A 23,765-nucleotide genomic window follows, 5' to 3' on the forward strand; every position below is an offset into this window, starting at 1 on the left:
GTCATGTGAGCCAGAGTCGGAGGCAGGCGAGGGTGACCATGGCTTGGTAGTGGCTGGCGCGTTTGTCGTAGCGGGTGGCCAGGGCCCGGTTCTGTTTGAGCCGACTGAAGCAGCGCTCGATGACGTTGCGCCGGCGGTAGGTGGCCCGGTCGAGCCGGCAGCGTGCTTCGCCCCGGCGGATGCGTCCGTTGATCTGGTCGATCCGTTCCGGGATCGTCGCGGCGATACCGCGTCTGCGGAGGTAGGCGCGGATCTTGCGGGCCGAGTAGCCCTTGTCCGCGACGACGCGGTCGGGCCGGGTCCGGGGCCTGCCCGGCCCGGGCCGGGCGATGCGGACCTTGGCCATGACGGGTTCGAACTGCGTGCAGTCGTTCACGTTCCCGCCGGTCAGGGTGAAGGCGAGCGGCCGGCCCCGGCCGTCGCAGGCGAGGTGGATCTTGGTGGTCAGTCCGCCGCGGGAGCGGCCGAGTGCTTCACCTTCCCAGGTCCCCCTTTTCGGGCCCCGGCAGCGTGCTGATGGGCCCGGACCGTGGTCGAGTCGACGCAGACGATCGTCCAGTCGACCTGCCCGACGGCGTCGGAGTGCTGCTGGACATGGGCCAGGAGGCGGTCCCAGGTGCCGTCGGCGGACCAGTGCCGGAAGCGGTCGTAGACCGTCTTCCACGGCCCGTAACGCTCCGGCAGGTCACGCCAGGCAGCCCCGGTGGACAGCTTCCACAAGATCCCGTTGACGACCTGGCGCCGGTCCCGCACGGACCGGCCCATCCGGCCCGGCGCCAGCAACGGAGCGATCAACGCCCACGACTCATCCGTCAGTTCATGTCGACGCACCACGAACAGAGCAACGAGCGATCGACTTTCCGGACACGGCCTAGGCCCACGAACGCCAGCCGGACGTCACCGTCGCCGCCCTGCGCTACGCCCGCGCCAACGACCGCACCTTCCCCAAGCCGGTCGACAAGCGCGGTGCCGAACTCCTCCACCGCGTCGGCGACCTCAAGAAGTGAGCCCGCAACCGGCCCCGCGCCGGGACCTGTCCGCTCCGGCCGACACGATCCCTACAGCCCTGGAGAACACCGTTCACCAGGCACAGCACAGAAAAGGAACACCATCACGATGACGAACACGACCGCGCTCCCGAAGCTGCTGCGCCTCACGGACCCGGACCTGCGCGAGCACCTCCAGGCGCTGCCCGACTCCGCCGCACTCATCGCATCAGCACCGACGGCCGGGCCATCGCCGTCGACGTCGACACCGCTCCGCACATCCTGGTCTGCACCGGCACCGGCACCGGCAGCACGACCATCCTGCGCACCCTCACCGCCCAGTTCCTCCACCAGGGCGCCCACGTCCTGGTCCTCGACCACACCCGCATCTCCCGCCTGTGGGCCAAGGACCTGCCGACGGTCACGCACCGCGGCAACGTCGCCGGCATCCACGACGCCCTGGTCGTCCTCGGCTCCGAGCTGGAACGCCGTACCGGCCTCGACGGCGACCTCGACGGGGTGCCACGGCTGATGGTCGCGATCGACCGGGCCGACGACTCCCTGCGGCACCTCGCCCGCTACTGGGAGACCTTCCGGCAGGAGGACGACCCGGAGCGCTCCCCGGCCATAGCCGCCCTCGAGGCCGTTCTGTACGAGGGGCGCGCGGCCCGTATCCACGTTATCTACGACGGACCCGCCACCACCGGCAGCCGCCTCATAGCCGGCGCCCGCGAGCAGTTCGCCACTGTCATCCTCGCCCGGGGTCAGCGCCGGCACCTGGCAGTGGCTCGCCCCGGTAGGCGACCCGCCCCCAGAGCACCCGCTCCCGGGCCGCGTCCACGTCGTCCACCAGCTGACCCTGGAAAACCGGCAGTGCCGCCAGCAGCCCACGGCCCCTGCCCTCGTCGTCCGTATCCTGCCCACCCAGCCCCAACCACCCGTCGCCTGAGGATCGGGCAGCGCACATCGCCGCCATCAATCGATGGCCCCCACGGTGAGGGCGGGCAGAGCCCGCCCTCACACCAGCTTCGAAACACCCTCACGGCTCCGGAGCCGTGTACTTCAGAGGCTTGGGTTCCGCGCCGGAGCGCCTCAGCTCCTGGTCAGGGTGCGCCCGAGAAGGGGGAGCAGGCGGTCCCAGTGGCGCTGCAGTGCGGCGGGGTTGAAGGCATCGGTGTCAGGCATTGTGAAGCCATGAACGGTGCCGGGATAGATCTCGGAGGTGTAGCCGACACCCGCCGCATCCAGGGCCTTGTTGAGCTCGCCGAGAGCCTCGTGCGTCAAGTCGCTCTCGGCATGGCCGAAGTGGACCTCGGCGGAGAGCTGGGAAAAGCTGTCGGGGCCGTCGACTCCCACCGGACCGTGGAATGCGGCGACGGCGGCCACCTGGCCGGGGTGGGCCGAGGCGGTGCGCGTCGCCAAGAGGCCACCGATGCAATAGCCGGTCACCGCGACCGGTCCGGCGCTGACCTCGGGCTGAGCTGTGAGGAACCTGAGGTATGCGTCAGCGTCTCGCAGGACACGGTCGGCGGTGTGCGCCTCGATCAGGGGCATCAGCTGAGCGAAGACTGCGGGCCGGGCCTCTTCTCCGATGTGCTCGGGAAGTTCAATCACCGGTGCCGTGCCGTGCCGTGCCGGTAGAAGACGTTGGGGACGAGCACGTAGTACCCGTGCCCGGCCAGTTCGCGGGCCATTTCTCGCAGCACGGGCCGGATGCCGAAGCCGTCCGCGTACATCAGCACCCCTGGGTGCTGCTCGCCGTGGACGGGGAAGGCGGCAAAAGCATCGGCCTGGCCGTCCGCGGTGGGAATCTGCAGCGTCTTGGTGGGCATGAATTCTCCTGTCGCGGTTGATGTGTCGAGCCTGTAATCAACACCCGACGGAGGCGGAGCCCGTGCGGCAGCGCACGCTCCTCGATCGAACAGCGGGCCCGCACTGGCCCGCACGGCGCTCAGAAGGGCACCGGGTCACCAATCCGTGTGTGGCGCAATGCCGTCCCGGTAGTCATGTCTGCAACATAGCCCACCCAACGAAGCCGCCGCCAACACCGCCAAACCACAGTGCAGTTCGCAAGAATGATCTCGGCCAACACCTCGCTCCCGAACCCGCTCGACGCGCTGCCCTGGCACCCATACCGATCTTGAAGCTGCACGGTCCTCACTGCACTGTGAAACACCTCCTCGCCTCACCAGGCAGGACTTGACAGAGAATCGGCCGGGTGGGGAGCGAAGGAACCGCTGGTGTTCCGGCCCGTGGTGCCCGACCTTGTCGCCGAGGTCGAAGCCGACACCGCCCTCGACCTGAGCCGGCACCGCCACCCCGTGCGCTACCTACGGTTCCGGGACGACATGTCCGCTGGCGACGTCCGGGCAGGATCCGCCACCGCGCGGCCGGTCGCACGCCCAACGGCTGGCCGGTCCGCGGCGCCCTGGTCCTTCGAAACCGTACGGGCGAAGGTGAGTACGCGTACTCACGCCGAGCCGGTCACCGCACCCATCCGCCCTGCCGCCACGTCTTCATAGGGTGCTCGTATGCCCGACCAGACCGTGCCCAGCCCCGCCACCAACCCCGACGCGCCCGAGCCGAGGGCCTCCTCTCGCGCCCTGGGCGCTCTGAGATGTGGCGGCGCCGCGCTCGTCGGCGTCTTCCTTCTGATCGGCCTGCTCGCATGGGGGTCGTGGGCGTCGACGGACTTCCCCCGCGTGGCGCCCGAGGAGATGGCGAAACGCGCCCTCCAGCGTTCCCAGGAGGCTTACAGCGTCATGGGCTTCGCGCGCACCATAGAACCCGGAGTCGAGAAGATCGGCGTCAGCACGGAGAACACGCTCGGTTCCGACTTCTGCTACGACGGCGGCTTGCTGGGGCTCAAGGATGAAACCATCGACGGCGCCTACTCGATGAGCCATAGGTGGGCACTCGACCACGTGCCGGCGGGCCAGGCGGTCCCCGGTCTCCGCCGCCTCCACCGGTCCCTCCAGGACGAAGGCTGGAAGGTCACCTCCTACCGCGAAGGCGAGCGGGGCGGGTCCTGGGACCTGTTCGTCCAGCGGGACGACGGCAACGAGCGGATGTCCTTCACCTGGTACCCGGACCGCGAGTACTTCACCGGCGGTGCCTCCGTGCCCTGCGCCTACGACCCCGAGTGGAAGCACGGCGATGTCGGCCCTGCCGGAGACAACCAGCGGCCGCCCGCCTTCGGACCCGCACCGAGGGACTAGCAAGGCGCACCCACCCCCGTGGGCGCCACCGCGCGCGAGCCGTACCCCACCCCGCTCCCAGGATGAGAACTGGGTCACAGCAGTAGCGTCCAATCGTGGACGACAGCCCTCCCCTCCGACGGTGATGATCAGGTCCTCAGCCGTGTTCAGGAGGGGGTATCGCTGTGCTGGTCCTGCGCCAGATCACCACATGCACCGAGCCGTCGACCGTTGTCATCGAACGCCGCGTCCGCGCCCGCGACCGGTCGGTGGACTACCGGCTGGAGGTCTGCCAGCGCCACCGGTGGCTGCCGAGCAACTGGATCGGACGCCGCAGTACCGACGGCGCCGGCGGTCAGTGCGGCACCGTCACCGACTACCGCCCCTACGCCCAGATCGTGCCTTTTCCATGGCTGCTGGCCGACTGGCTCACCGCCACGGTGGCCGGGAGCTGTACGCGCGCCGCTCCGCCGCCGCGCCGCTGCGTACAGGTGCAGCGCCTTTTACGGCCGCCGTGCTGCCGTTCCGCGTTCCGTCGTACGGTCGCGCCTGCCCCGCCCGTGTCACCCCACCGCGCGCGGCCGCGTGTTCAGGCCGGTCGGCGCGCCGCCGAGATGCCGCGCCGCCTGCCGCCTGCCGCCTGCCGCCTGCCGCCTGCCGCCTGCCGCCGGCTCGGCGTCCGGGGCCGGCTGCGTGGAGTCCTCGTGATGTCCCCTGAGGGGTTCTGGCTCACCGGGTTCCCGAGGCTATGGTGAGCGGATGCGACGAAAGGGCGTGCTGCGCACGCTGATGGTGGGCGACACCGTCTGGCTCTGGGGTCGACGGCACCGGCACCCGGACTGCCGGGAGACCCTGTCCCTGCGTCGGGCCGACGCGCCACAGGCCCAACTCCGCTTGGTCTTCCGCTCCGGTGAGAGCGGCGCGGCGGGGGGCTGGCCCCTGGGTGAGGGCGAGATCATCGGCGCGGGGGGCCACGTCCTCAACCTCAACGAACCCGGGGTGGCGCGCCGTTTCCTGGACGAGGCCATGACACGCGGTCTGCTTCCCACTGTGAACGGTGTGCGGGAGGAGGACGGCTGGCCGCTGTTCGAGGCACTCGTGTCGGGCACGACGCCCCATACGACCTGAATATCTTGGTCGCGAGCGTTGTCGACGCTGCCGGGTCTTGATCATGGCGAAGGCTCCGGTGTGGTGCAGGTGTCCTTGCCGCCACCGTCCGGCGCCGGGCCGTGCCGGGGTCGCACGCCGTTCGCCTCCGCAGCCCGTCGTACCTCCGACTCGCGCCGCCTCCCTCCGACGCTCGCCTCCTGGACCCGTTCGCTGAGGTGGCCGCGCGTTTGGACCGTCAGCCGCCGCTGAACTGCCGCGCCCGACCGGCCTGCTGTCCTTGCGCCCACCGCCGTGCGGGATCACCCATTCGCCACAAGAGGCGCCCTGGCCTGCGCGATCACATATACACGAGCGAGGACACGGAGCAGGACACGGACAGGTTTCCGCTGCGGGCCGGAGCACTTTCCTGCCCGCAGCGGCGGCGGCATAGCGGGTCCACGAACTGGTATGCGCCGGGAGCCCGGGATGCCGTAGTGTGGACGGGTCCCTGTGCCGAGATGTCGGTGGCAGCGACCGGATTTCTTGTTCCTGCTGTGTTGATCTTGAGGTGACTTCTTATTAACCAGGCCGTGTAGTCGTCCGCGTTCCCCGCGTGCTGTGGTGTCGCACGTGTTTTGGGGGCGGACGTCGCGCTGGCCTGAGTTGCGTCACCGTCCCCCGCAGTTTTCTGTCCCGGGTGCAGCTCTGCCATCTGCCCCGGGTTTCGTGCTTTCCGCCCCCCCGGTGCGGCAGCTGGCAGGGCTCCCCGAATTCTCTTTGGATCAGGAGTTTCCGTCTTGTCTGCCTCCGCGCTCGACAACGAGCCGCAGCACACTACTCAGACCCCAACCCGCCCCTCACCTGGACTGTCGAAGATGGGCCTGACGGCCTGGATCGCCCTATTGGTGCTGCTGGGCGCCGAGCTCATGGACATGATCGACCAGTCGGTCGTCCTGACCGCCCTGCCCGCGGTCCAGAAGTCGACCGGCGCCGGACCGGACACGGTGCAGTGGCTGACCACCGGCTACTCACTGCCCATCGCCCTCGGGCTGATCACCGGCGGACGCCTCGGCGACCTCTACGGCCGCCGCAGGATCCTCCTCATCGGCACCGCCCTGTTTACCACGGCCTCACTGTTGTGCGGCCTGGCTGCCGGGCCGGGCGTGCTGATCGCCGCCCGCGGGCTCCAGGGCCTGGGAGCGGCCCTGATGATCCCGCAGATCCTGGCCACCCTCCATGCCACCTCCGAGGGCCAAAACCGCAGCAAGGTATTCGGTCTGTACGGGGCCGTCATGTCACTCGCCAATGTCCTGGGCCCGGTGATGGGCGGTCTGCTGACCGAGGCAGATCTGTTCGGGCTGTCCTGGCGGCCGATCTTCCTGGTCAACGTGCCCGTCGGCCTCGCCGTGATCCTCCTCGGACGCAAGTTCATCCCCGAGTCGACCGCGCGGAAGGCCGACCGTCCCGACCTGACCGGCATGCTGCTGTCCGCGCTGGCCATCGTCCTGATCGTCTTCCCGCTCTCCGAGGGGCACCTGCATCACTGGCCGCTGTGGTGCTTCGCCCTGCTCGCCGCAGGCCTGCTCGTCCTGGGCGTCTTCCTGCACCACCAGAAGCGCAAGCAGGGCAACGCCCCGCTCGTGCCCCTGCCCCTCTTCCAGGGCAGGCAGTTCTCCGGCGGCATGGCCGCGCAGCTGATGCACGGCCTGCTGTGCGGGCTGTTCTTCATGACCTGGACCCTCTACCTCCAGCGCGGCCAGGGCATGAGCCCCTTCCACGCCGCCCTAGCCTTCGTGCTGCTCTCCCTCGGAGAGCTGGCCGGTGCGACCATCGCGGCGAAGAGCGCCGGACGCTTCGCCCGCCGGCTGCCGCAAGCCGGAGCCCTCATCACGGTCGCTGCGATGGCCGCCTACGGGCTCCAGCTCAACGCAGGCCAGGCGAGCCTTTCCCTGCTGGCGATGACCGCGCCAGTGGTACTGATCGGCTTCGGCCTCGGCATGGTCGGCGGCCCGCTCGCCGACCTGTCGCTGGCCCGGGTCCCGCATGAGGACGCCGGAGCCGCCTCGGGCCTGTTCAACACCGCCATCCACCTGGGTATCGCGCTGGGCACCGCGCTGACCGCCCTGGTGTTCTTCGCCACCACCGGCGGCTCACCCGACGCCGCACTCAACCGCGACGCGTTCCTCACCGTGCTGTGGTGGGTTGGCAGCCTTCTCGCCCTGATGTGGGCCCTGATGTTCTGCCTGCCCAAGCAGGCCGACAACCAGCCCGACTGAGCCACCCCAGGTCCCGGCCGCGACCTCGGCTGGGACCTAGGGGGTGTCTTGCCGATCTTGCCGGGCTCGCGACGCCTGGCACCGCGCCTCGCCGCGTTGTCGTCGGTCGCCAATGGCCCCCGTAGCCCTGCGGGCACGGGGGTGCCCCCACCGCAGTGGCTCCCTCCTCCGCCTTGCGATCCACGGCACCAGGCGCCGCTGCCTGATCCGGCCTGATCGACAAGACACCCCCTAGTCCCTCAGCCCTCCTCGTCCTCGCGGTCTTCGGCGTCGTCGGGGTTGCGGAAGGGACGCAGGCCCTGGCCCGGGCCGCCGCGGTCCGGGACGGCAAGTTTCCTTCGTACGGCTGCCTTTTCGCGGCTCCGTGCCGGGGCCTCGCCATCCGCTGTACGGCTGTCCCGCTCCGCGTTCCGCCGTGCGGTCGCGCCCTGCCGGGCGCCGCGGCCGCCTCGCCGCCGCCGCTCCGCCACGGCTGAGAGTGCCGTGTGGTCGCCGCCAGGGCTCCGCCGCTCCCCGCTGGCGCCCGCACGGTGGACCGGCTCGCGAACACCCTGCCGCCCACTTCATCGCCTTCGACGTCCTGCAGCTCGAGGGGCCGTCGGAAACGTGCGGAAGAGGAGCGATGGCTCGGCGAGATCGAAGGGATCGACATGACCCTGACGTTCGTCCGCAGCAAGCAGGCCGACGTCGCGCGGCTCACCAGCCGACCGTCGGTAGCCCTGGGATTCCCGGCTCCCCGACCCCACCGCCAATGACCGGTCAACCATCAGCAAGCATCGCTACGCGCTGACGCCTGCGAGAGGATCTCCGCCCGCAGACGTTCGTATTCGGCACAGGCAGACGGCTCGTCATCGAAGTAGTCGTCCCAGAAGCCTGGGCGTTGCCATTCCTTCGGTGTCAGCGTCAGCTGGCCGTTTCCCGACTCTGCGGCCCAGCAGTCGGGCAGCCGGCTACTGACGACAGTGAACATCGCCGCATCCCACAAGCCAGGAGTGTCCCGCTCTCCGGTGACGTTGGGGCGCTCAGGGATCCGCAGCAGCACGCCGCGCACCGTTGTGATGACTTCGAGGACGGGGTACTCCACGCCGATCCGGATCCCCGAGTGATCACTGACGGCCTCACCGCTCGTCGGGCTGATGATCTGAACACAACGGACGAGCATTCGGGCAGCCTACGCTCACTCACGCGGCACCCGCTCCGTTGCCTTGCAAAGTGCAGAGAAGGCAGAAGATCCCGCACGCCGGGACGACGGAGGCCGCCGTCGTCGGCTACACCGGCCCGGCCTCCCGGCCCCGCTCGCTCGCCGTCCGGCTCGGTGACGGGCGCACCGTTCTGACGCAGCGTCTGCTGGCCGCGTTCGTCCGTGCTGCTGCCACGCCGCGCTCCGCGCCCGCTGTACAGCTGGGGCCCGCCGCTGTTCTCGGCCGCCTGCTGCTCGTGCTGGCATGGCAGCCCGCGTGGCCGTGACCCTGCTGCGCTGTACCCATGAGGTCTTGGGCCTGACGTCCATCCGCCGACCGGGAGCTGGGCAGCGCCGGCGCGCAGGCCCGTCGCGGCGGGCGCCCTCGGTGGCTGGGGTGAACAGGGCGCCATGGCCGCGGCGCCGGCTGCCGTGCTGCCGCCTGCCAGGCGTCCAGGCCCGGCGCTGCGCCCGAGGCTCGGACTTATCGTCGCCTCTGGCAGAGCCCTGCATGCACGCCGCGGTCCGCTGCCTGCCCGCTTGGCCCGCCGCATCGCATGGGGCCGCTGGGTACGCCCGCGTCTCCGCGCGCCGCCGCGCCACTGCCGCCGTGCTGTCGTCTGGGGGATGGTGGTCCATGGCGTTGCTCACAGATGGGCGCAAAAGGGATGGCGTGGTGCCTACCGTGGGGTCCTTCGGTTCCGGGGATCGCGATAACGACAACTTCATAGGGGAACGCACATGGGCTACGAGCCGCTGCACGAGGGTCTTGTTCTCAACATCACCGGTGGCGACCACTGCACCTTCAACATCGTCATCGTCGTGGCGGACGTGGAGGCGGATCGTGCCGGCAGCGTGCGTGCCGACGGCAACGAACCCGCAACCGCGATTCCTCAGCCCTGGTGGGACCGTACTGCGGTCGTCTGGAGCGCCATCGCAGCGGTGGCGGAGATCGCCAGCGTCATCGTGTAGTGGCTAAGTGGTAGTTCGCCGGCGCTCGACCGCCCCGTCCGCTGGCGCCGTGTCACCTGCACCAGGCGGGGCCGGACCGTGCCGGTCCATTGCCGTGCCACCCGGCGTGCCTGGACGCGCACGACGGCCGTACGCACGCCGCCCGCCGCCGCGCCGTGCCGGCGGGGTTGGCGCGCGCCTGGATCGCCCGCCGCCGAACTGCCGCGCCTGTCGTAAGGTCGCCGCCGTGCTCGGCCGTCTGCCGCAGGCCTGGCTCCTGCGCCGCTGCGCCGAGGTTCCGCCGCACGCCTGTCGTGCGGTCGCCATACGGCCTGGCCACCCGGCGCCGTCCCGCCGCCCGCGCCCCACAACACAGCAGCGCCCCCATCGAATCGGTGGGGGGGCGCTGCACTGCTTCCGTGGCAGGGGTGACAGGAATTGAACCTGCGGCATCCGGTTTTGGAGACCGGCGCTCTGGCCATCTGAGCTACACCCCTTCGCAAACGCCAGCATGTCAGCCGGCCGGGTGTCGCACCACCGACTTTTCCGGCGGCCGCGGCCCGGCGACGCGCCGCTGCGCGTATCGGTGTGGTGGAAGGCCCTGAGCGAGCGCGCCGATGCGATCCGGGTCGTCGACCGTACGCCGGGCAGTTCCGCCGTTCGCGCCGTCCGTCGTGCGGTTGCCGCCTCCACCGTGCTTCGCCGCTTCGCCGCTTTGTCGCGCGCGTCGTGCCCGCACCCCGCCGCGCATCGTCCGGAAGGTCGTGCCGCCCACCTGCCCGACCACGACGTCACGGGCCTGATGCGGGAGTTGGTGGTGACCGTCCACGCCGTCGATGGCGAGGTCGACCAGGCCTTGCTCGCGGGGGCCGGCCCGGCCAGGCCGTGCCCACAGGCCCCGAGTCCGGCCCGGCCGGCCGCCGCTCCGCCCGCCTGCCGCTGTGCTGGAGCTGGGCTGCCGTGCCCGTCGTACGGCCTCCGCTGCTCCGGGCCGCCGCGTGGCCGGGGTCGCCGGGGTCCCTCCGGCTGGGCTGCTGCTCGCCCTCGGCGCAGCAGTCCGTCGTCGGCGTACGGCCGCGCGTGCCGGGGCGCCCCGTCTCGCCGATTGCCCGGGCCGCTGCGCGCGCCCCGCTGTCCTTGTGCCCACCCGCCCGTGTTGCTGCCGAGGTGGGGCCAGGCCGCTTCGCACTGCTGCCTCTCCGCTGTCCCGCTCCCGCCGAACAGCCGCCAGCCGCCAGTCGCCGCCGTCGTACGGCCGCGCGCTCGCGCGCCGTTCCGCAGTCGCCGCCCGCCCTACGGTCGCCGCGCGCCGGACGGCTCGCGGCGGGCCACAAGGTGCTCAAGCAGATCGCCAAGGCCGGACAGCAGATCACCCAGCGCGGGCTCGGTGCGTGGGCCCCGTGTCTACCGGGAGCCGGAGGGCTCCCGGCGTCGGTGTGTGCAGCCGGCTATCCCGTTCTGGGGCCGCTCTGCCCGTCGACGGGTGGGACAACAGGAACAACCCGCTGCTGCCGACCATGCACGCCGCGGACCTGGCCCGGTTCCTGGGCATGTACGCGGAGCGGGTGATGACACCGCGCGTGCGGGCGGGCGGGTGGAATGCGGAGTGAGGGACGATGGAGCCATGACCGAGATCCTCACGCCCCGCCTCCTCCTGCGCCGCTTCACCGGCGACGACCTTGCCCCCATGGCCGAGATCAACGCCGACCCCGAGGTGATGCGCTGGATCGGCGATGGGTCCGTCCAGGATCTGGAACAGACCGCCGAGTCCATCGAGCGGTGGGAGGAGGAGTGGGACGACGAGGGCTTCGGGCTCTTCGCCGTCGAGCTCCTCGGCTCCGGCGAGCTGATCGGTTTTTCCGGACTCTCCGTGCCAGAGTTCCTGCCCGAGCTGCGGCACGAGGTGGAGATCAGCTGGCGGATCGGGCGCCCTTTCTGGGGGCAGGGGTACGCCTCCGAGGCCGCCCACGCGGTTTTGGAGTTCGCGCTTCAGGACCGCGGCCTCGACCGGGTGGTCGCCATCGCCCACATCTCCAACACGGCCTCCCAGAACGTCATGCGCAAGCTCGGCATGGTCCCGGAGCGCGACACGACCGACCCACGGTTCGGCCTCCCGCTCCGCGTGCACGCCATCGATCTCAGCGAGTACCAGGGGTGAGTCGGCGGCGGCCGTCAGGAACCCGGGTTCGTGAAGGCCACCAGCGAGCCCGCCGTTCACGCCGGCCCAGGTGCGGATCAGGTCGGCGTAGTGCTTCGCCAGGGCCTCGGTCTGGGAGGCCGTGCCCGTCACGACGGTCAACTGCACGGCGCTGGTGTCCAGGTCGGTCCGGAACTCTCGGTGCCGGTAGTCGTAGGCGGGTACGCCCTTAGTGCTCACGGTGACATCCGCGACGGTGGGCCGATTCCGCCGTACGCCAGGGCCGGCCGGGAAACCCGCTCCGCCGTACCGCCGTCGCCGTACCGCGGCGCCAGACTGCGCCGTCCGGTGCTGAGTCGACCACCTTGGCCGACGCTGGCGCCGGGCCGCTCGCCGTCGACCGGCTCGGCCGCGTGACGGCTTCGGACGGGGTGCACGGATTCGGCGGGTTCGGCGGCGGCCTGGCCGGGCGTCGACCCCAGCAGCCCCATAACTCAGGTAGAGGCGGACGTTCAAGGGAGGCCTGCGGACTTCTCGCCGTTCTGGGCGTGACGGGTGGGCTCCACTCGGTGGGCTCCACTCCGGTGCGCCGGGTGACGATGGACGCCACCGTGGTGCGCGCACCACTCCGGTGCGCCACCGCACCCGGTGCGCCGCACCGCCCGGCGGTGTCCGGCGCTCGCGCGCGCCGGTGCGCCGCACCCGATGTTCCGCACCGCGCCGGTGCGCCCACTGCCCACCGCCCCTCCATCAGGTGCGGGCGGAAGCGCACGACCCCTTGTCCAGTTCCGCTACACCCCCTTGTCCAGGTCTGCCACCGAGGACGTTTCCCCTTGACACAAGCGGTTTCGGCTAGCGAACAGGCCGCGGTCAAGGGGGTGTGTGATAGAGGAGCCCCCGGCCGCAGAGCGCCTCGGCGGTGCGGCGCGGTGCGGTGGAGCGCTCGGCAGCGGTGGTGTGGTCCCGATGCGCGCCGCACCACCGCCGTCCCGGATGCGCTCTACGCGGTGGTCCGGCACACCGGGTGCGCTTCCATCGCCTGCTTCATCCCCGCGGCCTCCAGCTGGCGCAGGACGTCGGCGACGTCGCCGTGGTCCTCGGTGAGGATGTTCTCGGTGAAGCGGACGATGGTCTGGGCGATCCCCGGTGCACCGGACAGGCAGGCGCCGTCGCTGAGGAGCTCCAGCAGAAGCCGGCCGAGGGCCGCCGCCAGGAAGGAATGTGCGCAGGGCTCCTCGTCGTGGTCGTCGACTGCGGTGATCGGGATGAAGATGCGCGCGGCGACGTCCAGGAGCATCCGGAGTGCCTCCGGGCCCATGCCGTCGATGACCGCGCAGGCGGTGTCGATGTCGTCGGCCTGCATCGCGCGGATGTAGGCGAAGGCGTCGGCGACGTCCTCCGGCTCCATCGGGGCGAGCGGCGCGGTGATGGTGTTCTCGGGCATGACAGCTCCTCACGTGCGGGCCGCCCCGCTGATCGCGGCGACCTCGAAGCCGCCCTCGATCTACGGCCCTGTGGACAGAGTCCAGCCGCCGGAGGGGGAGAACTCTCCCCCTCGGGGGTGTCCTCTGACAGTGAAGTGGGACAGATTGTCAGTGAAGTGGGATCAGGGAGGTTCTGATGGAGCACCGTAGTTTGCGGGTGGAGCAGCCTGGTTTGCGACTTCGGCCCCGCACGGCCAGGGCTGGGGCCAACCGATCCGCACCTGGTTGAATCAGCGGATGAGTGAACCCTTTGTCGACCTGGGAGTCGTCACAACACCGTCCGGCGTGCTGGTCCTGGGGATGGCCGGCTGGATCGACCAGTGGCCCGAGCATGGCGACCCGCTGTCCGTGCGGGCAACGGCTGCGGCGGAGCAGGGCGGCGGCCACCTCCACGAGCCTTCGGACAGCCCGAGCCAGGAGTGGTTCTGCGAGGCGGTCGCGGTGCCGGCCGCGGCCGGTCGGCCGTTGAAGGTCCGCGCTGAGATATGGGATTCGTACGACGGGCCGGTCATCGCGGTCCTGGAAGTCGACCTTGGCCTGCCTTGGCCGGGCGGTCCCGGCGGAGAGCCGGTCCATCTCGGTGACCTGCCGGTTGATCGGTGCGGCATGGTCCTCGGGGACGCCCGCGCCCTTGACTCGTTCGTCGGGCTGTCCGGCGAGTCGATCGACGGGCTCGCCGATGTCAGCTATTGGGGGAAGTACGAGGACGACGCCCACGCCTGTTTCGGTGGCGTCCCGATGTCCCAGGTCGACGGGCGCCGCGGCCCCTATGGGCGGCTCGATCTTCCCCTCCACGAGGCCCACGAGCTCGCCGACCAGCTTCGGGACTGGCTGTCGAAAGGACCTCGCACCGGCCTGGTGGTCTCCGTGGACGCACACACCCACTTTCACCTGCTCGACCGGGCCGGCGAGGCCCACCCCCTGCTCGCTGGGCAGATCGAGCTCGAGGGGTCCCGGATCCTGCGACTGGGTTGGGATCCCGGCGACCACTCCATGCGCCACCGCGGCGAACGTGCCTGGGGCCAGGTCTACGCCGTCACCCTGGAACAGGCCGGCACCACCACCCTGCTGCGCTGGACCATCCCCGCAGAAGCCGACGACCCCGAATAGGCAGCCAAGCCACACAACGCAGTCGGCCGCGCGGAGCAACGGCGGGCGAACAACCGCACGGCACCGCCTCGCAAGGTATCGCGCTCCACTCTCGCAAACTGCCCTGCACCGCCAGGGGGGTTGATCACGATGCGGTCACGGCGGAGAGGTTCTTCAAGGCCGGCGTCACACGGAGGCCGAATCCCACACCTGTAGAAGGTGAATGGCGGGATAGGCCCGCCCCACCTCTCAGGAGCACCCTGTGGCGAGCACCGCGGACGAGCCCGAGCAGCCCCTTGACCGGGGCGAGCATCCCCCCTCCGTGGACCCCTCCATCACCCCCTCCGCGCCCCGCCGCCAGGGCCCGGGCGTTTCTGCAGGTCAGGCACGGCGGAGAGGGGGTCGTCGCAGGTCCGACAACCCTCATGCAGATGTGGCAAGGCGTCCCAAGCACAGGAGGACTTCGACCGGGCCTCGACGCCGGGAGCTGCTGCAGGCGCTGGGGATTTTCAGAGGGCGACGCCCGATCAGTTGTGGAAGCTGACCCGGCCGGACAACCAGCACGACAAGCTCGTACGGGACACCCTCCTCGATCTGGAGGACCACCGCCTGGTGAGGATCGAGTTGGTACGGGAGGACCAGCGGCAGGTGTGGGTGCTGACCCGGCGAGGACACGGCGAGGCGCAGAAGCTGCCGGAGCCGAAGGGCATACGCATCTCGGCGCTGCGCGAGGAGAAGTACGACCCGGATACCGGCCTTCTGCTCGGCACCAGCTACGACGACCACTCCGCAGCGGTCACCACGACGGCCGCCGAACTCCACCGCGCCGGGATCGGTCACGGGCTCGGCTTCGCCACCGAGATTCCGCACCGGCTCGCGGACGGCTATGTGCAGCGGGCGGACCTGGTGGTGCGGGCGCCGGAGGCCGGAGTGCCGGTGATGCTGCTGGAGATCGACCGCCGCTCCGAGGACGCGCACGACCTGGTGACCAAGCTGCGCCGGTACTGGGAATGGGGTCGGCTGCTGCCACGGGACGCGGACAAGCACACCGTGGACCTGGTCCGCTCCCGGCCGGACGGGATTGAGCACGTCGATCACGAGCTGCGGCTGTGGCGGCGGGTCTACCCGCCCACCGGCCGGGAGGGTCTGGTTCCGGTGGCGTTCGTGTTCGCGGACACCACCGAGGCGAAGGTCGCCAACACGGTCGCCGTGCTGGAGGAGGCCGGCCGCCGCTTCTGGGCGTCGCGCCGGTACGAGGACCTGATGACCGGCGGCCAGGTATACGTCGACTACACGCCGCCGCTCGGGGAGCCCTGGTTCGAAGGCGACGACGACCCAGACAGGAGCACGGCGCGGATGCGGCGGTGTGGCGGCGGCTGCGACGAGCGCACGAGCAGACGCTGACGGCCGCGCTCGACAACCCCGACGGCGACGCCCTCTACCTCCGCCAGTACGCGCAGGCCGAAGCGGAGGAGGAGCGGCGCCGTGCCGCTGAGCGGGAGGCGCGGCGGCCGGTGTGCAAGCGGTGCGGGACGAAGTTCACCGACCAGCGGTGGGAGGAGACCACCGCGAGGACGGCCTGGAAGGCCGGGGGCCTGTCGGTGTGCGGCAACTGCCACGCCGACGACGCCGCGGCGCAGGAAGCCGCCGCCGAAGCCGCCCGCCTCTAGGCCGCCGCACCGCCAGAGCCGGGGGACGACCAGGAGCCGGACCGGGGCGGCCGCGGCTGGTTCCGCCGGCGGACCTGACCGCACAAGAGCGCTGTGCGGTCAACGTCGCCAGGCCGCACAGCGGGACCGGTTCCGAAGTCACCGCGCCACCGGGCGGGACGGACCGGCCCACCCGGCGCCGCCGGCAACCCGCAGGCCCTACACAGGCCGTATGAGACGCAGCCGAGAAGAGACCGCATCCCAGGATCTGCCGGGCGAGTTGTGGCATGCCCTGTCCCAGCTCCAGCACACCCATCCCGACCCCGTGGGCCGCGTCGGGCCGCTCGCCCGCCCGGTCGCACTGCTGTCCCTCGCCGCAGCCACCGACACCATCCTCGCGGCCCGGGTGCAGCTGACCGGCGCGGAGACGATGCACCAACTGAACGAGACGCTCCGCTCGATCACCGGGGGCATGCACGCCCACTTCACCGGCCCCGGCTTCGCGCTGGAGGTCACGCTCGGCAGACGGCAGGAACTCCCGATCTACGAGGCGCACACCATCGGCCTTACCCGGCTCTTCCGCCACGCCGCCGGCACCATCGGCGCCCGCAGCACGCCGGGAGGCGGTCGGTGCTTCCACTGCGACGGGACGGGACGTGCCCGCCCGTTGTGGGAGCCGGCCGGGCACGCGTGAACGGCTCGCACGGAGAACGCCCCGCACCCCGGGCTGCCCGGGAGGGTAGCCCGGGGCGCGGGCGGGAGCAGCACCCCGGAGGGCTTACGCCGGTACGGGCGCCGGCTCCGGGCGCAGAAACGCGACCGGAGAGCGCCGGCCCTTCTCCACGGTGCGCAGCTGCTCCCAGTCGACCTCGGCGTGGGCGGGGACGACCGAGTCGACGGAGGCCGTGGTGTAGAGCGCGACGTCGACGGCCCCGGCCCGGCTGGTGCCGAAGCGGAACCCGATCGACTGCGGGGAGCGGACCCAGCCGAGCCTGACCATGTGGCCGAAGGCGGTACGTCGCACCCGGAGCCGGGCGGCGGCCTGCTCGGGTCCGGGCGGGGTGTCGGCGGTGACCAGGTCCGCCAGGTCCTCGCGGTGGCAGACCTCCGCGATCTGGCCAGGGTGGTGCAGCGTCCCTGTCCGGGTTCGCACTCAGGTCGACCAGCAGGTTGCGGTCGACGAACCGCCGGGCCGCGAAGGCCGTCACGTTTCGCCTTTCGGTGATCACTGCACCGAGTTGCGGCTGTTTCCGCGAAGCTCGTCGTCGGGTCGGGTGCGCTGAGGCGTTTGGGTACAGTGCCTGGGTGCTGACTGTCTGGTCGGCGCCTTCCTGGGGGGATGAGCGAGACGAGGGTTATGCCGGAGCAAGCGAGTTCGCCTGCGATAGCACCGAAGGAACCTCTGGCCGCGTCGGCCGAGGCGGCACGGTTGGCGGCGGTGCGCCGTTACGACATTCTCGATACCCCTCCGGACGGCGCCTACGACCGAGTCGCGGCGCTGGCGGCGCGTCTGTTCGAGGTGCCGGTGGCGACGGTGACGATCGTGGACGAGGACCGGATCTGGTTCAAGGCCACACACGGCCTGGAAGGCGTCACCGAGATCGGCCGCGACCCGGGCCTGTGCGCCTCCGCGGTCCTGACCGATGACACCACCGTCATTCCCGACACCCTGCTCGACCCGGTCGCCTGTTCCAACCCGCTGGTCGCCGGCCCGATGGGGGTGCGGTTCTACGCGGCCGCTCCGATCATCACCGCCGACGGGTACCGGCTGGGCACGGTCAACGTCCTCGACACCCGCCCCCGCGAGATCAGCGAGGCGGATTCGGCCACGCTCGCGGACCTGGCGGCGGTGGTGCGCGACCAGCTTGAGCTGCGGCTGTCGGCGTTGCACGTGGTGCGCGCCGAGCAGGAGCGCCGCAAGGTCGAGCAGGAGAAGCGCGAGGCGGAGGAAGAGGCCCGGCAGCGCGCGGAGCGGGACAAGGCGGCCATCGCCGCGTTCGCCTCCACCCTGCAGCGCACCCTGGTGCCTCCCGTCCTGCCCGCGGTACCGGGCCTGGAGCTGGCCTGCCACTACAAGACCGCCTCCCCGCAGGAAGTGGGCGGCGACTTCTACGACGTCTTCCCCGTCGGCGGGGACCGGTGGGCGTTCTTCCTGGGCGATGTGTGCGGCAAGGGCGCCGAAGCCGCCTCGGTCACCTCACTGACCCGCTACACGCTGCGGGCCGCAGCCCTCGTCGACGCGGACCCGACGGCCGCGCTGAATGCCCTGAACACGGCGCTGCTGCTGGACGCGGCGGTGGGGACGCGCTTCTGCACCGCCATCTTCGGCGTGCTCGATCCCGCCCGGGATGGCGGTTTCACGGTCACCCTGGCCACCGGCGGCCATCCGCCCGCCTACCGTCTGAGCCCCACCGAGGAAGGCGGTGTACGGGTGGAGGCGGTCCGCGCCGAGGGCGGCATGCTGGTCGGCGCGATCGCCGAAGCCTCCTTCGCCTCACGCACCCTGCACCTGGCACCCGGCCAGGGACTTCTGCTCTACACCGACGGCCTGACCGAGGCACGCACCGCCGATGGCCACATGCTCGCCGACACGGGCCTGACCGAATTCCTCGCCCACCGGCCGGCGCCGGTCAGTGCCGGCGCCCTGATCGACGACACCGTCGCGCTTCTGGACACCCTCCCCGACACCGAACGCGACGACGTGGCACTGCTGGCCCTGTCCGTCCCCCCACCCGATGCCGCTCCCGCAGGTATCACCACCACCGCTCACAGCGCCGCCGCCCCGACCGCCGACGTCTCCGTCGGGCAGGAGAACCGACGCCCATGACCGACGCACTCCACATCGATATCCCGCACACCGACGGCGCCCTGGCTGTGATCGCGCTGTCCGGTGAATTCGACATCACCACCGCACCCGCCGTGCGGGCCCGCGCCCTGGAACTCATCGCGGCCGGACACCCAGACCTGGTCGCTGACCTGTCGGGCGTCACCTTCTGCGACTCCTCAGGGCTGGGCGCCCTTGTCGGCATCTGGCGCTGCGCCAAGAACGCCGACGGCTCGCTGACCCTGGCGGCCATCCCCGACCGGCTGAGCCGCCTGCTCAGCGTCACCGGGATGGACACCTTCCTGCCCACCTACCCCAGCGCCGACGCCGCGCTTGCCGCACGCCAGGGCAACCGCACCACCGCCTGAAACCTCTCGCTCGCCAGGGCGGCTCCAACAGCTGGCTAGCACATGGCCAAGCGCGCGCCGCGACCAACGTACTGGTCGCAACGCGCGCTCATCCGCTCCGCCAGGCGCTACACGTCGGGCCGCGGCGTACAGCACACCGAATGCTGCCTTTCCCCGCCGGGTTAGTGGGATGCCCACCCCACCCCGAGTTCTCGTAGGGCGTCCAGCTGCTCCGCGGCGAGTTTGTCGCGCCTCGATTTGGTGTTCGAGATCCATACGCCCAGCTTCACGACCACTGGCTCCGCCTCGCCGTCGACCGTGATCTCCTCAGCGTGGCTGCGCGGCACCGGCCGGTCGGCGCCTTCCCGCTCGACCCACTGCGTGAGGGCCGTCAGGCCCCGCTGGAACGCCTGCTGCGCCTTGTTCGGGCCCTTCGTCGCCCGCCTGGCCGCCGGGGCGGGAGACGGGGCCTCAGCGGGTTGCACGCCCAGCTTCGACAGCCGCTGCTGCTGCTCGGGGATGAGCCGCGCCCAGATGGCCGACTGTTTCTGCTGCTGGAGCCATTTGCCCAGGTCGTCGCCGTCCATGAGCACGCCGGGTGCGATGTCGGGCAGGCTGCCGTCGGCTTCGACCAGGTCCGCCAGGACGCGGTAGTGCCGTTGCCAGTCCAGTGGCCAGGGGCAGTTCCAGTCCGGGTCGATGGCGGTGAGCTGCGCCGCACGCTGCTCTGCCCGCTTCGGGTCCTTGCCCAGGCCGTTCTTCGCGCCCTTCCGCCGCAGGTTCGCCATGTGCTGCCCGACGGGCACCATGGCCTCGCCCTCGCCCCATACGGCGTCCTGACGTGGCGCGAGGTGCCCGGTGGCCCGCCGGTACGAGCGGAGCGCAGCGAGCTTGGCTTCCCACGCTTCCTCGCCGGGCTCCCACACCATCCCGGCCTCCGGCGCGTCCAGCAGCTCCTTGCGGTGGGGATCGAGCTCACCGGCGCGCAGCGTCTTGCGCTGCCGGTGAACCCACCGCCCGAGCGGGAAGTCCTTGGTGACGCCGACTGCGGTCTCGGTGTCGTAGGGGACGGCGTAGAGGCCGGTGATCTCGTTCTCCCTGCGCCACCGGAGCAGGGCCTGGTAGCCCTCCAGCCACGCCAGGGACTCTGGCCGGTACACCCGCGTACGCAGGAACGCTGCGATCGTCGCGGCGTCGCGCGGGCTGGAGAAGTGCAGCAGAGCGGACTCGGCAGCGGCGTCGGTGTCGTCCTCCTGGTCCTCACCGCCGCCCTCGCCGCCGGCTTTGACGATCCGCCCGTCCTCGTCGCGCCTGACGTGCACCTTGCGCTTGCCGCTGGTGAGGGCACGGGAGGCGAGCTGCTCGACCAGGCGCTCATCATGCGAGCGCAGGCCCTGAAGGACGGCTACCAGGGGGCGGAACGAGGCGGAGGCGACCATGTCCTGCGGGTCCTCGCCGGGCTGGAGGAAGACTGGCACGATGATCCTGGCCACCTTGGTGGAGCCGTCCCTGTTGAGCCGGAGCGCGCGGCCGATGTTCTGCACGATCTCCACCTGCGAGCCGCGGGTGTCGGCGAACACGATCGCCTCCACCCCGCGCTCGCCGCTGATGTCTACACCCTCCCCGAGCACCCGCACCGAGGCGAGGAACGCCCGGTGCACGCGCCGGTTGTTCGCGTCGATTCCGTTGGCGAACTGCCGCAGTACCTCGCGCCGCTCGCTGACGAGGTGGTCGCCGCACAGCCACGCCGACCACACCCGGTCCGGGGGTACGTGGCGGTCGGCCTCCAGCTCGTAGAACTCCGCGTCGATCGACGACGCGGGGAGCTTCTCCGCCTTCGCCAGATCCTCGTCGGAGACGTCGTTGACGTACAGCTGCGATCTCTCGGTTTTGTGACAGTGGAGTGAGAGACAGCGTGGCTTGGGGGTGTTGGTGCTGGTCGTGGGGTGTTCCGGGGCTGTGAGGTCACTGTTCTGGAGGTGAGAGATCTGCAGAGCATCGCTGTGGTGGAGCGTTATCGCGGGAGGGGTGATGCTGTCTCAGTTTCGTGAGTTCTGATCCGCTGGCCGATGGGTGTTGGTGTGCTCAGGGGTGTGGATCAGGGAGAGCAGGACCCGGCCCCGGAAGGGGTGGGTGGTGGTTCGAGTGGGGCTTTGCCGGCTGTGTCGGTTCGGGCGCTGCGGGGATCGGCGGTGCGCCGTCTGCTGGCCCTGCGGCGGGAGGGGAAGCTCACCACCACGCGGGTGAGGTCGGCGGCGGACGTGCTGGGGGTGCGGGAGCGTGCGGTGTGGCGGTGGCTGGCGGCCGCGGAGCGGGACGAGGCTGCGGCCCAGGCACCGGGGGAACGGGCCGCTTATCCCGGGCGGTTCACCATCACCCCGGAGATCAGGGCTCTGCTTGGGCTGTGGAAGGGGAACGTCGCGGCGGTTCATCGTGAGCTGACCGCTCGCGCGGCCAAGGGCGAGGGGGATCCGCCTCCGTCGATTCCGACGCTGCACCGGGCGATCCGCCGTGATCTGACGCCGGGGGATCGGGCCGGACTTGCGGGTGGGGAGCGGGCGGCGCGTAAACACGATGTGTTCCTGGCTCGGCCGGGGGGCTGGCGTAACCAGGCATGGGAGACCGACCACGTCCAGGCGCCGGTGCTGGTCGATGTCGAGGGCAGGGCTCGCAGGCCGTGGATCACCTGGTTCACCGACTGCGCCACCAACGCGATCACCGGGGTGGCGGTCACGCCGGTGCATCCGTCGCGGGAGTCGGTGCTGGCCGCGCTGCGCTCCGCGGTCCTCCGCGAAGAGCCTTACGGCCCGTTCGGCGGCCTGCCGGAAAAGGTGCGGGTGGACCGTGGCAAGGATTTCCTGTCCCGGACGGTGACTGCCGCGTTCGATCTCCTGGACGTCACCGTGGAGGATCTGCCCGCCTACACCCCGCACCTCAAGGGCACTGTGGAGGGCCTGAATCGGGCGGTGGAGAGCATGTTCCTGGTCGCGCTGCCCGGCTACGCCCGCCAGCCGCGCCCCGGCAAACGCCCCTCCCGGCCGAAAGACGAGGTGCTGCTCAGCTTCGAGGACTTCACTGCCCGGCTGCTGGACTGGACACGGTGGTGGAACACCGAGCACCGTCCCGTACCGCTTCAGGGAAAGACCCCACTTCAGGCGTGGCAGGACGACCCCACTCGGCTGCGGGATGTGCCGGCCGCGGATCTGTGGACGTTCACCCTGGAGGACGCCGGTACCCGCACGCTGACCACCCGCGGCATCCGCTTCAGGAAACGTGACTACGTGGGTGCGTGGATGACCGGTCAGGCCGGGATCCGGGTCCGGGTCCGTTTCATGCCTCACCACGATCACCGCATCGAGGCCTACCATGCGGCCACCGGCCGCTACCTCGGACCCGCGGACCTGGCCGACCAGGCCACCGAGGAACAGGTCAGCGCCGTACGGCGGGCACGGGCGACCCGCAGCCGCCGTCTGAAGAAGGACCTCGAAGCGTCCCAGCGGGAGCGCTACGCCGCCGCCACGCAGGCCGAGCCTCCTCGGCGGCTCGGCGCGCTGACCGGCGCGCAGGCCGACGCCGAACTCGCCCGGAGTGCCGGCACCAGCCTGTCGCAGCTCGCGTTGCCGGACGTCATCCCGCCTGCCGCGCCGCCGGCCGACTGGCGCACCCCAGCTTCCCTGGCCGCGCTGACTACGCAGGGCCGGCCCGCTCCGGCCCCGTCCGGCCGTGAGTCCGCCCCTGCGGTCCCGGACGGCCTGGCCGGACGGGCCGTACCCTTCACCACCGACGAAGACGGAGACGCCTCGTGACCGCGGCCACCTACCAGTACGTCGACCTCCCGGACGCCTCCGTGGTCACCACTCGCGCCCTGCTCACCGCCCGGGACAACATCCGCGACACCGTCGCCGCTCGCGCGATGATGTGCATCCACGGCGGCGCCGGCTTCGGCAAGACCCTCGCCGTCAACACCTGCCTGCGCGAACTCGAACCCGGCGAGGACGTCCGCAAGATCACCTTCCGGGCCCGGCCCACCGCCCGCGCGGTGCGCTACGAACTGTTCACCGCGCTCGACCTGGCCGGTGAACCACCGCGCCACCCCAGCGAGTTCGACCGTCTGCTGAAGACCGCCCTGGCGGAACGCCCCCGCACCTTCCTCGTGGATGAAGCCCAGTGGCTCAACGGGGAGGCGTTCGAATACTTCCGCTACCTGTGGGACGAGCCCTCCACCCAGCTCGCGATCATCTTCGTCGGCGGCGAGGGCTGCCACACCGTGCTGCGCCGCGAACCGATGCTCTCCTCCCGGATCTTCATCTGGCAGCACTTCACCCGCCTCACCCCCGACGAGGTCCTCGACGTCATCCCCTTGTTCCACCCCATCTGGGCCGACGCTGACCCCGACGACATCACCTTCGCCGACAGCCACGCCGCGCACGGCAACTTCCGCGCCTGGGCCCAGCTGACCGCCCACACCCGCACCGCCCTGGCACGCACCGGCCGCCCCCGCGTCGACCAGGAACTGCTGCGCTGGGCCTTCATCCGCCTCGCCTGACCACCACACC

Annotated in this window: 21 protein-coding genes, 1 tRNA gene and 2 pseudogenes; 15 read left to right on the top strand and 9 right to left on the bottom strand. The window is 70.9% G+C overall.

The window, feature by feature from the left end:
- Nucleotide 1: 1 nt before the first annotated feature.
- The 3 genes and pseudogenes from AB0A69_RS27500 to AB0A69_RS27510 form a co-directional block, all read right to left on the bottom strand.
- Nucleotides 2-834 (bottom strand): IS5 family transposase gene (locus tag AB0A69_RS27500; protein WP_361427508.1). Its coding sequence is split into 2 segments (ribosomal slippage): nucleotides 2-492 and nucleotides 492-834, totalling 834 coding nucleotides; the frame shifts between segments, so codons are not numbered across the junction.
- Nucleotides 835-1,058: 224 nt separating this feature from the next.
- On the bottom strand, nucleotides 1,059-1,763 hold the full coding sequence (locus AB0A69_RS27505; RefSeq protein ID WP_361427511.1) for a hypothetical protein: 705 nt from the start codon (nucleotides 1,761-1,763) through the stop codon (nucleotides 1,059-1,061).
- A 315-nt stretch (nucleotides 1,764-2,078) separates the two neighbouring features.
- Nucleotides 2,079-2,818, bottom strand: a pseudogene (locus AB0A69_RS27510) (dienelactone hydrolase family protein).
- 699 nt (nucleotides 2,819-3,517) lie between these two features.
- Here AB0A69_RS27510 and AB0A69_RS27515 point away from each other — a divergent pair.
- The 4 genes from AB0A69_RS27515 (at nucleotide 3,518) to AB0A69_RS27530 (ending at nucleotide 7,548) form a co-directional block, all read left to right on the top strand.
- Nucleotides 3,518-4,204, top strand: a complete 687-nt coding sequence (locus tag AB0A69_RS27515) for a hypothetical protein (RefSeq protein WP_361427514.1) — start codon at nucleotides 3,518-3,520, stop codon at nucleotides 4,202-4,204.
- Between the two features lie 164 nt (nucleotides 4,205-4,368).
- Complete coding sequence (locus tag AB0A69_RS27520; RefSeq protein ID WP_361427517.1) at nucleotides 4,369-4,938, top strand: hypothetical protein; 570 nt, start codon at nucleotides 4,369-4,371, stop codon at nucleotides 4,936-4,938.
- Between the two features lie 4 nt (nucleotides 4,939-4,942).
- Nucleotides 4,943-5,311 (top strand): hypothetical protein, encoded by a 369-nt coding sequence (locus AB0A69_RS27525; protein WP_361427520.1) that lies wholly within the window; start codon nucleotides 4,943-4,945, stop codon nucleotides 5,309-5,311.
- Nucleotides 5,312-6,147: 836 nt separating this feature from the next.
- On the top strand, nucleotides 6,148-7,548 hold the full coding sequence (locus AB0A69_RS27530) for an MFS transporter (protein WP_361427524.1): 1,401 nt from the start codon (nucleotides 6,148-6,150) through the stop codon (nucleotides 7,546-7,548).
- A gap of 766 nt (nucleotides 7,549-8,314) precedes the next feature.
- On the opposite strand, the gene AB0A69_RS27535 is transcribed toward AB0A69_RS27530, so the two are convergent.
- Nucleotides 8,315-8,710: a hypothetical protein gene (locus AB0A69_RS27535; protein ID WP_361427527.1), complete on the bottom strand. Its 396-nt coding sequence runs from the start codon at nucleotides 8,708-8,710 to the stop codon at nucleotides 8,315-8,317.
- Between the two features lie 50 nt (nucleotides 8,711-8,760).
- Here AB0A69_RS27535 and AB0A69_RS27540 point away from each other — a divergent pair, with 50 nt between their 5' ends.
- Both AB0A69_RS27540 and AB0A69_RS27545 read left to right on the top strand, forming a co-directional pair.
- The gene (locus AB0A69_RS27540; RefSeq protein WP_361427530.1) at nucleotides 8,761-9,015 is read left to right on the top strand and encodes a hypothetical protein; all 255 of its coding nucleotides are present in this window, start codon (nucleotides 8,761-8,763) and stop codon (nucleotides 9,013-9,015) included.
- A gap of 454 nt (nucleotides 9,016-9,469) precedes the next feature.
- A complete protein-coding gene (locus AB0A69_RS27545; RefSeq protein ID WP_361427533.1) occupies nucleotides 9,470-9,700 on the top strand; it encodes a hypothetical protein in 231 nt (76 codons plus the stop codon).
- Nucleotides 9,701-10,099: 399 nt separating this feature from the next.
- Here the strand turns inward: AB0A69_RS27545 and AB0A69_RS27550 are convergent.
- Both AB0A69_RS27550 and AB0A69_RS27555 read right to left on the bottom strand, forming a co-directional pair.
- A tRNA-Trp gene (locus AB0A69_RS27550) sits at nucleotides 10,100-10,176 on the bottom strand.
- A 17-nt stretch (nucleotides 10,177-10,193) separates the two neighbouring features.
- Entirely contained in the window at nucleotides 10,194-10,508 is a 315-nt protein-coding gene (locus tag AB0A69_RS27555; RefSeq protein ID WP_361427536.1) for a hypothetical protein, read from the bottom strand.
- A gap of 795 nt (nucleotides 10,509-11,303) precedes the next feature.
- On the opposite strand from AB0A69_RS27555, the gene AB0A69_RS27560 reads away from it, so the two are divergent.
- Nucleotides 11,304-11,837, top strand: a complete 534-nt coding sequence (locus AB0A69_RS27560) for a GNAT family N-acetyltransferase (RefSeq protein WP_361427539.1) — start codon at nucleotides 11,304-11,306, stop codon at nucleotides 11,835-11,837.
- Nucleotides 11,838-12,816: 979 nt separating this feature from the next.
- On the opposite strand, the gene AB0A69_RS27565 is transcribed toward AB0A69_RS27560, so the two are convergent.
- Nucleotides 12,817-13,260 (bottom strand): hypothetical protein, encoded by a 444-nt coding sequence (locus tag AB0A69_RS27565; RefSeq protein ID WP_361427542.1) that lies wholly within the window; start codon nucleotides 13,258-13,260, stop codon nucleotides 12,817-12,819.
- Nucleotides 13,261-13,537: 277 nt separating this feature from the next.
- On the opposite strand from AB0A69_RS27565, the gene AB0A69_RS27570 reads away from it, so the two are divergent.
- The 4 genes from AB0A69_RS27570 (at nucleotide 13,538) to AB0A69_RS27585 (ending at nucleotide 16,732) form a co-directional block, all read left to right on the top strand.
- Nucleotides 13,538-14,410 (top strand): hypothetical protein, encoded by an 873-nt coding sequence (locus tag AB0A69_RS27570; protein WP_361427545.1) that lies wholly within the window; start codon nucleotides 13,538-13,540, stop codon nucleotides 14,408-14,410.
- A gap of 510 nt (nucleotides 14,411-14,920) precedes the next feature.
- Entirely contained in the window at nucleotides 14,921-15,793 is an 873-nt protein-coding gene (locus tag AB0A69_RS27575) for a hypothetical protein (protein WP_361427548.1), read from the top strand.
- Nucleotides 15,754-16,059, top strand: coding sequence for a hypothetical protein (locus tag AB0A69_RS27580; protein ID WP_361427551.1), 306 nt, complete (start codon nucleotides 15,754-15,756; stop codon nucleotides 16,057-16,059). The genes AB0A69_RS27575 and AB0A69_RS27580 overlap by 40 nt, the downstream gene beginning before the upstream one ends.
- A gap of 211 nt (nucleotides 16,060-16,270) precedes the next feature.
- Nucleotides 16,271-16,732 carry a hypothetical protein gene (locus AB0A69_RS27585; protein WP_361427553.1) on the top strand — a complete coding sequence of 154 codons (462 nt, stop codon included), beginning with the start codon at nucleotides 16,271-16,273 and terminating at the stop codon, nucleotides 16,730-16,732.
- 84 nt (nucleotides 16,733-16,816) lie between these two features.
- Here AB0A69_RS27585 and AB0A69_RS27590 read toward each other — a convergent pair whose 3' ends face one another.
- Complete coding sequence (locus AB0A69_RS27590; RefSeq protein WP_361427556.1) at nucleotides 16,817-17,191, bottom strand: hypothetical protein; 375 nt, start codon at nucleotides 17,189-17,191, stop codon at nucleotides 16,817-16,819.
- A gap of 285 nt (nucleotides 17,192-17,476) precedes the next feature.
- Here AB0A69_RS27590 and AB0A69_RS27595 point away from each other — a divergent pair, with 285 nt between their 5' ends.
- Entirely contained in the window at nucleotides 17,477-18,865 is a 1,389-nt protein-coding gene (locus AB0A69_RS27595; protein WP_361427559.1) for a GAF domain-containing SpoIIE family protein phosphatase, read from the top strand.
- Nucleotides 18,862-19,230 (top strand): STAS domain-containing protein, encoded by a 369-nt coding sequence (locus AB0A69_RS27600; protein WP_361427562.1) that lies wholly within the window; start codon nucleotides 18,862-18,864, stop codon nucleotides 19,228-19,230. The genes AB0A69_RS27595 and AB0A69_RS27600 overlap by 4 nt, the downstream gene beginning before the upstream one ends.
- Before the next feature lie 161 nt (nucleotides 19,231-19,391).
- Here the strand turns inward: AB0A69_RS27600 and AB0A69_RS27605 are convergent.
- Nucleotides 19,392-21,089 (bottom strand): annotated as a pseudogene (locus AB0A69_RS27605) (Helicase associated domain protein); the annotation flags it as partial.
- Between the two features lie 312 nt (nucleotides 21,090-21,401).
- Here AB0A69_RS27605 and AB0A69_RS27610 point away from each other — a divergent pair.
- Nucleotides 21,402-23,015, top strand: a complete 1,614-nt coding sequence (locus tag AB0A69_RS27610; RefSeq protein WP_361427565.1) for a transposase family protein — start codon at nucleotides 21,402-21,404, stop codon at nucleotides 23,013-23,015.
- Nucleotides 23,012-23,755 (top strand): ATP-binding protein, encoded by a 744-nt coding sequence (locus AB0A69_RS27615; protein WP_361427568.1) that lies wholly within the window; start codon nucleotides 23,012-23,014, stop codon nucleotides 23,753-23,755. The genes AB0A69_RS27610 and AB0A69_RS27615 overlap by 4 nt, the downstream gene beginning before the upstream one ends.
- Nucleotides 23,756-23,765: the final 10 nt, after the last annotated feature.

Origin of the sequence: Streptomyces sp. NPDC045431 (assembly GCF_040646655.1) — a bacterium.
Taxonomy (GTDB): domain Bacteria; phylum Actinomycetota; class Actinomycetes; order Streptomycetales; family Streptomycetaceae; genus Streptomyces.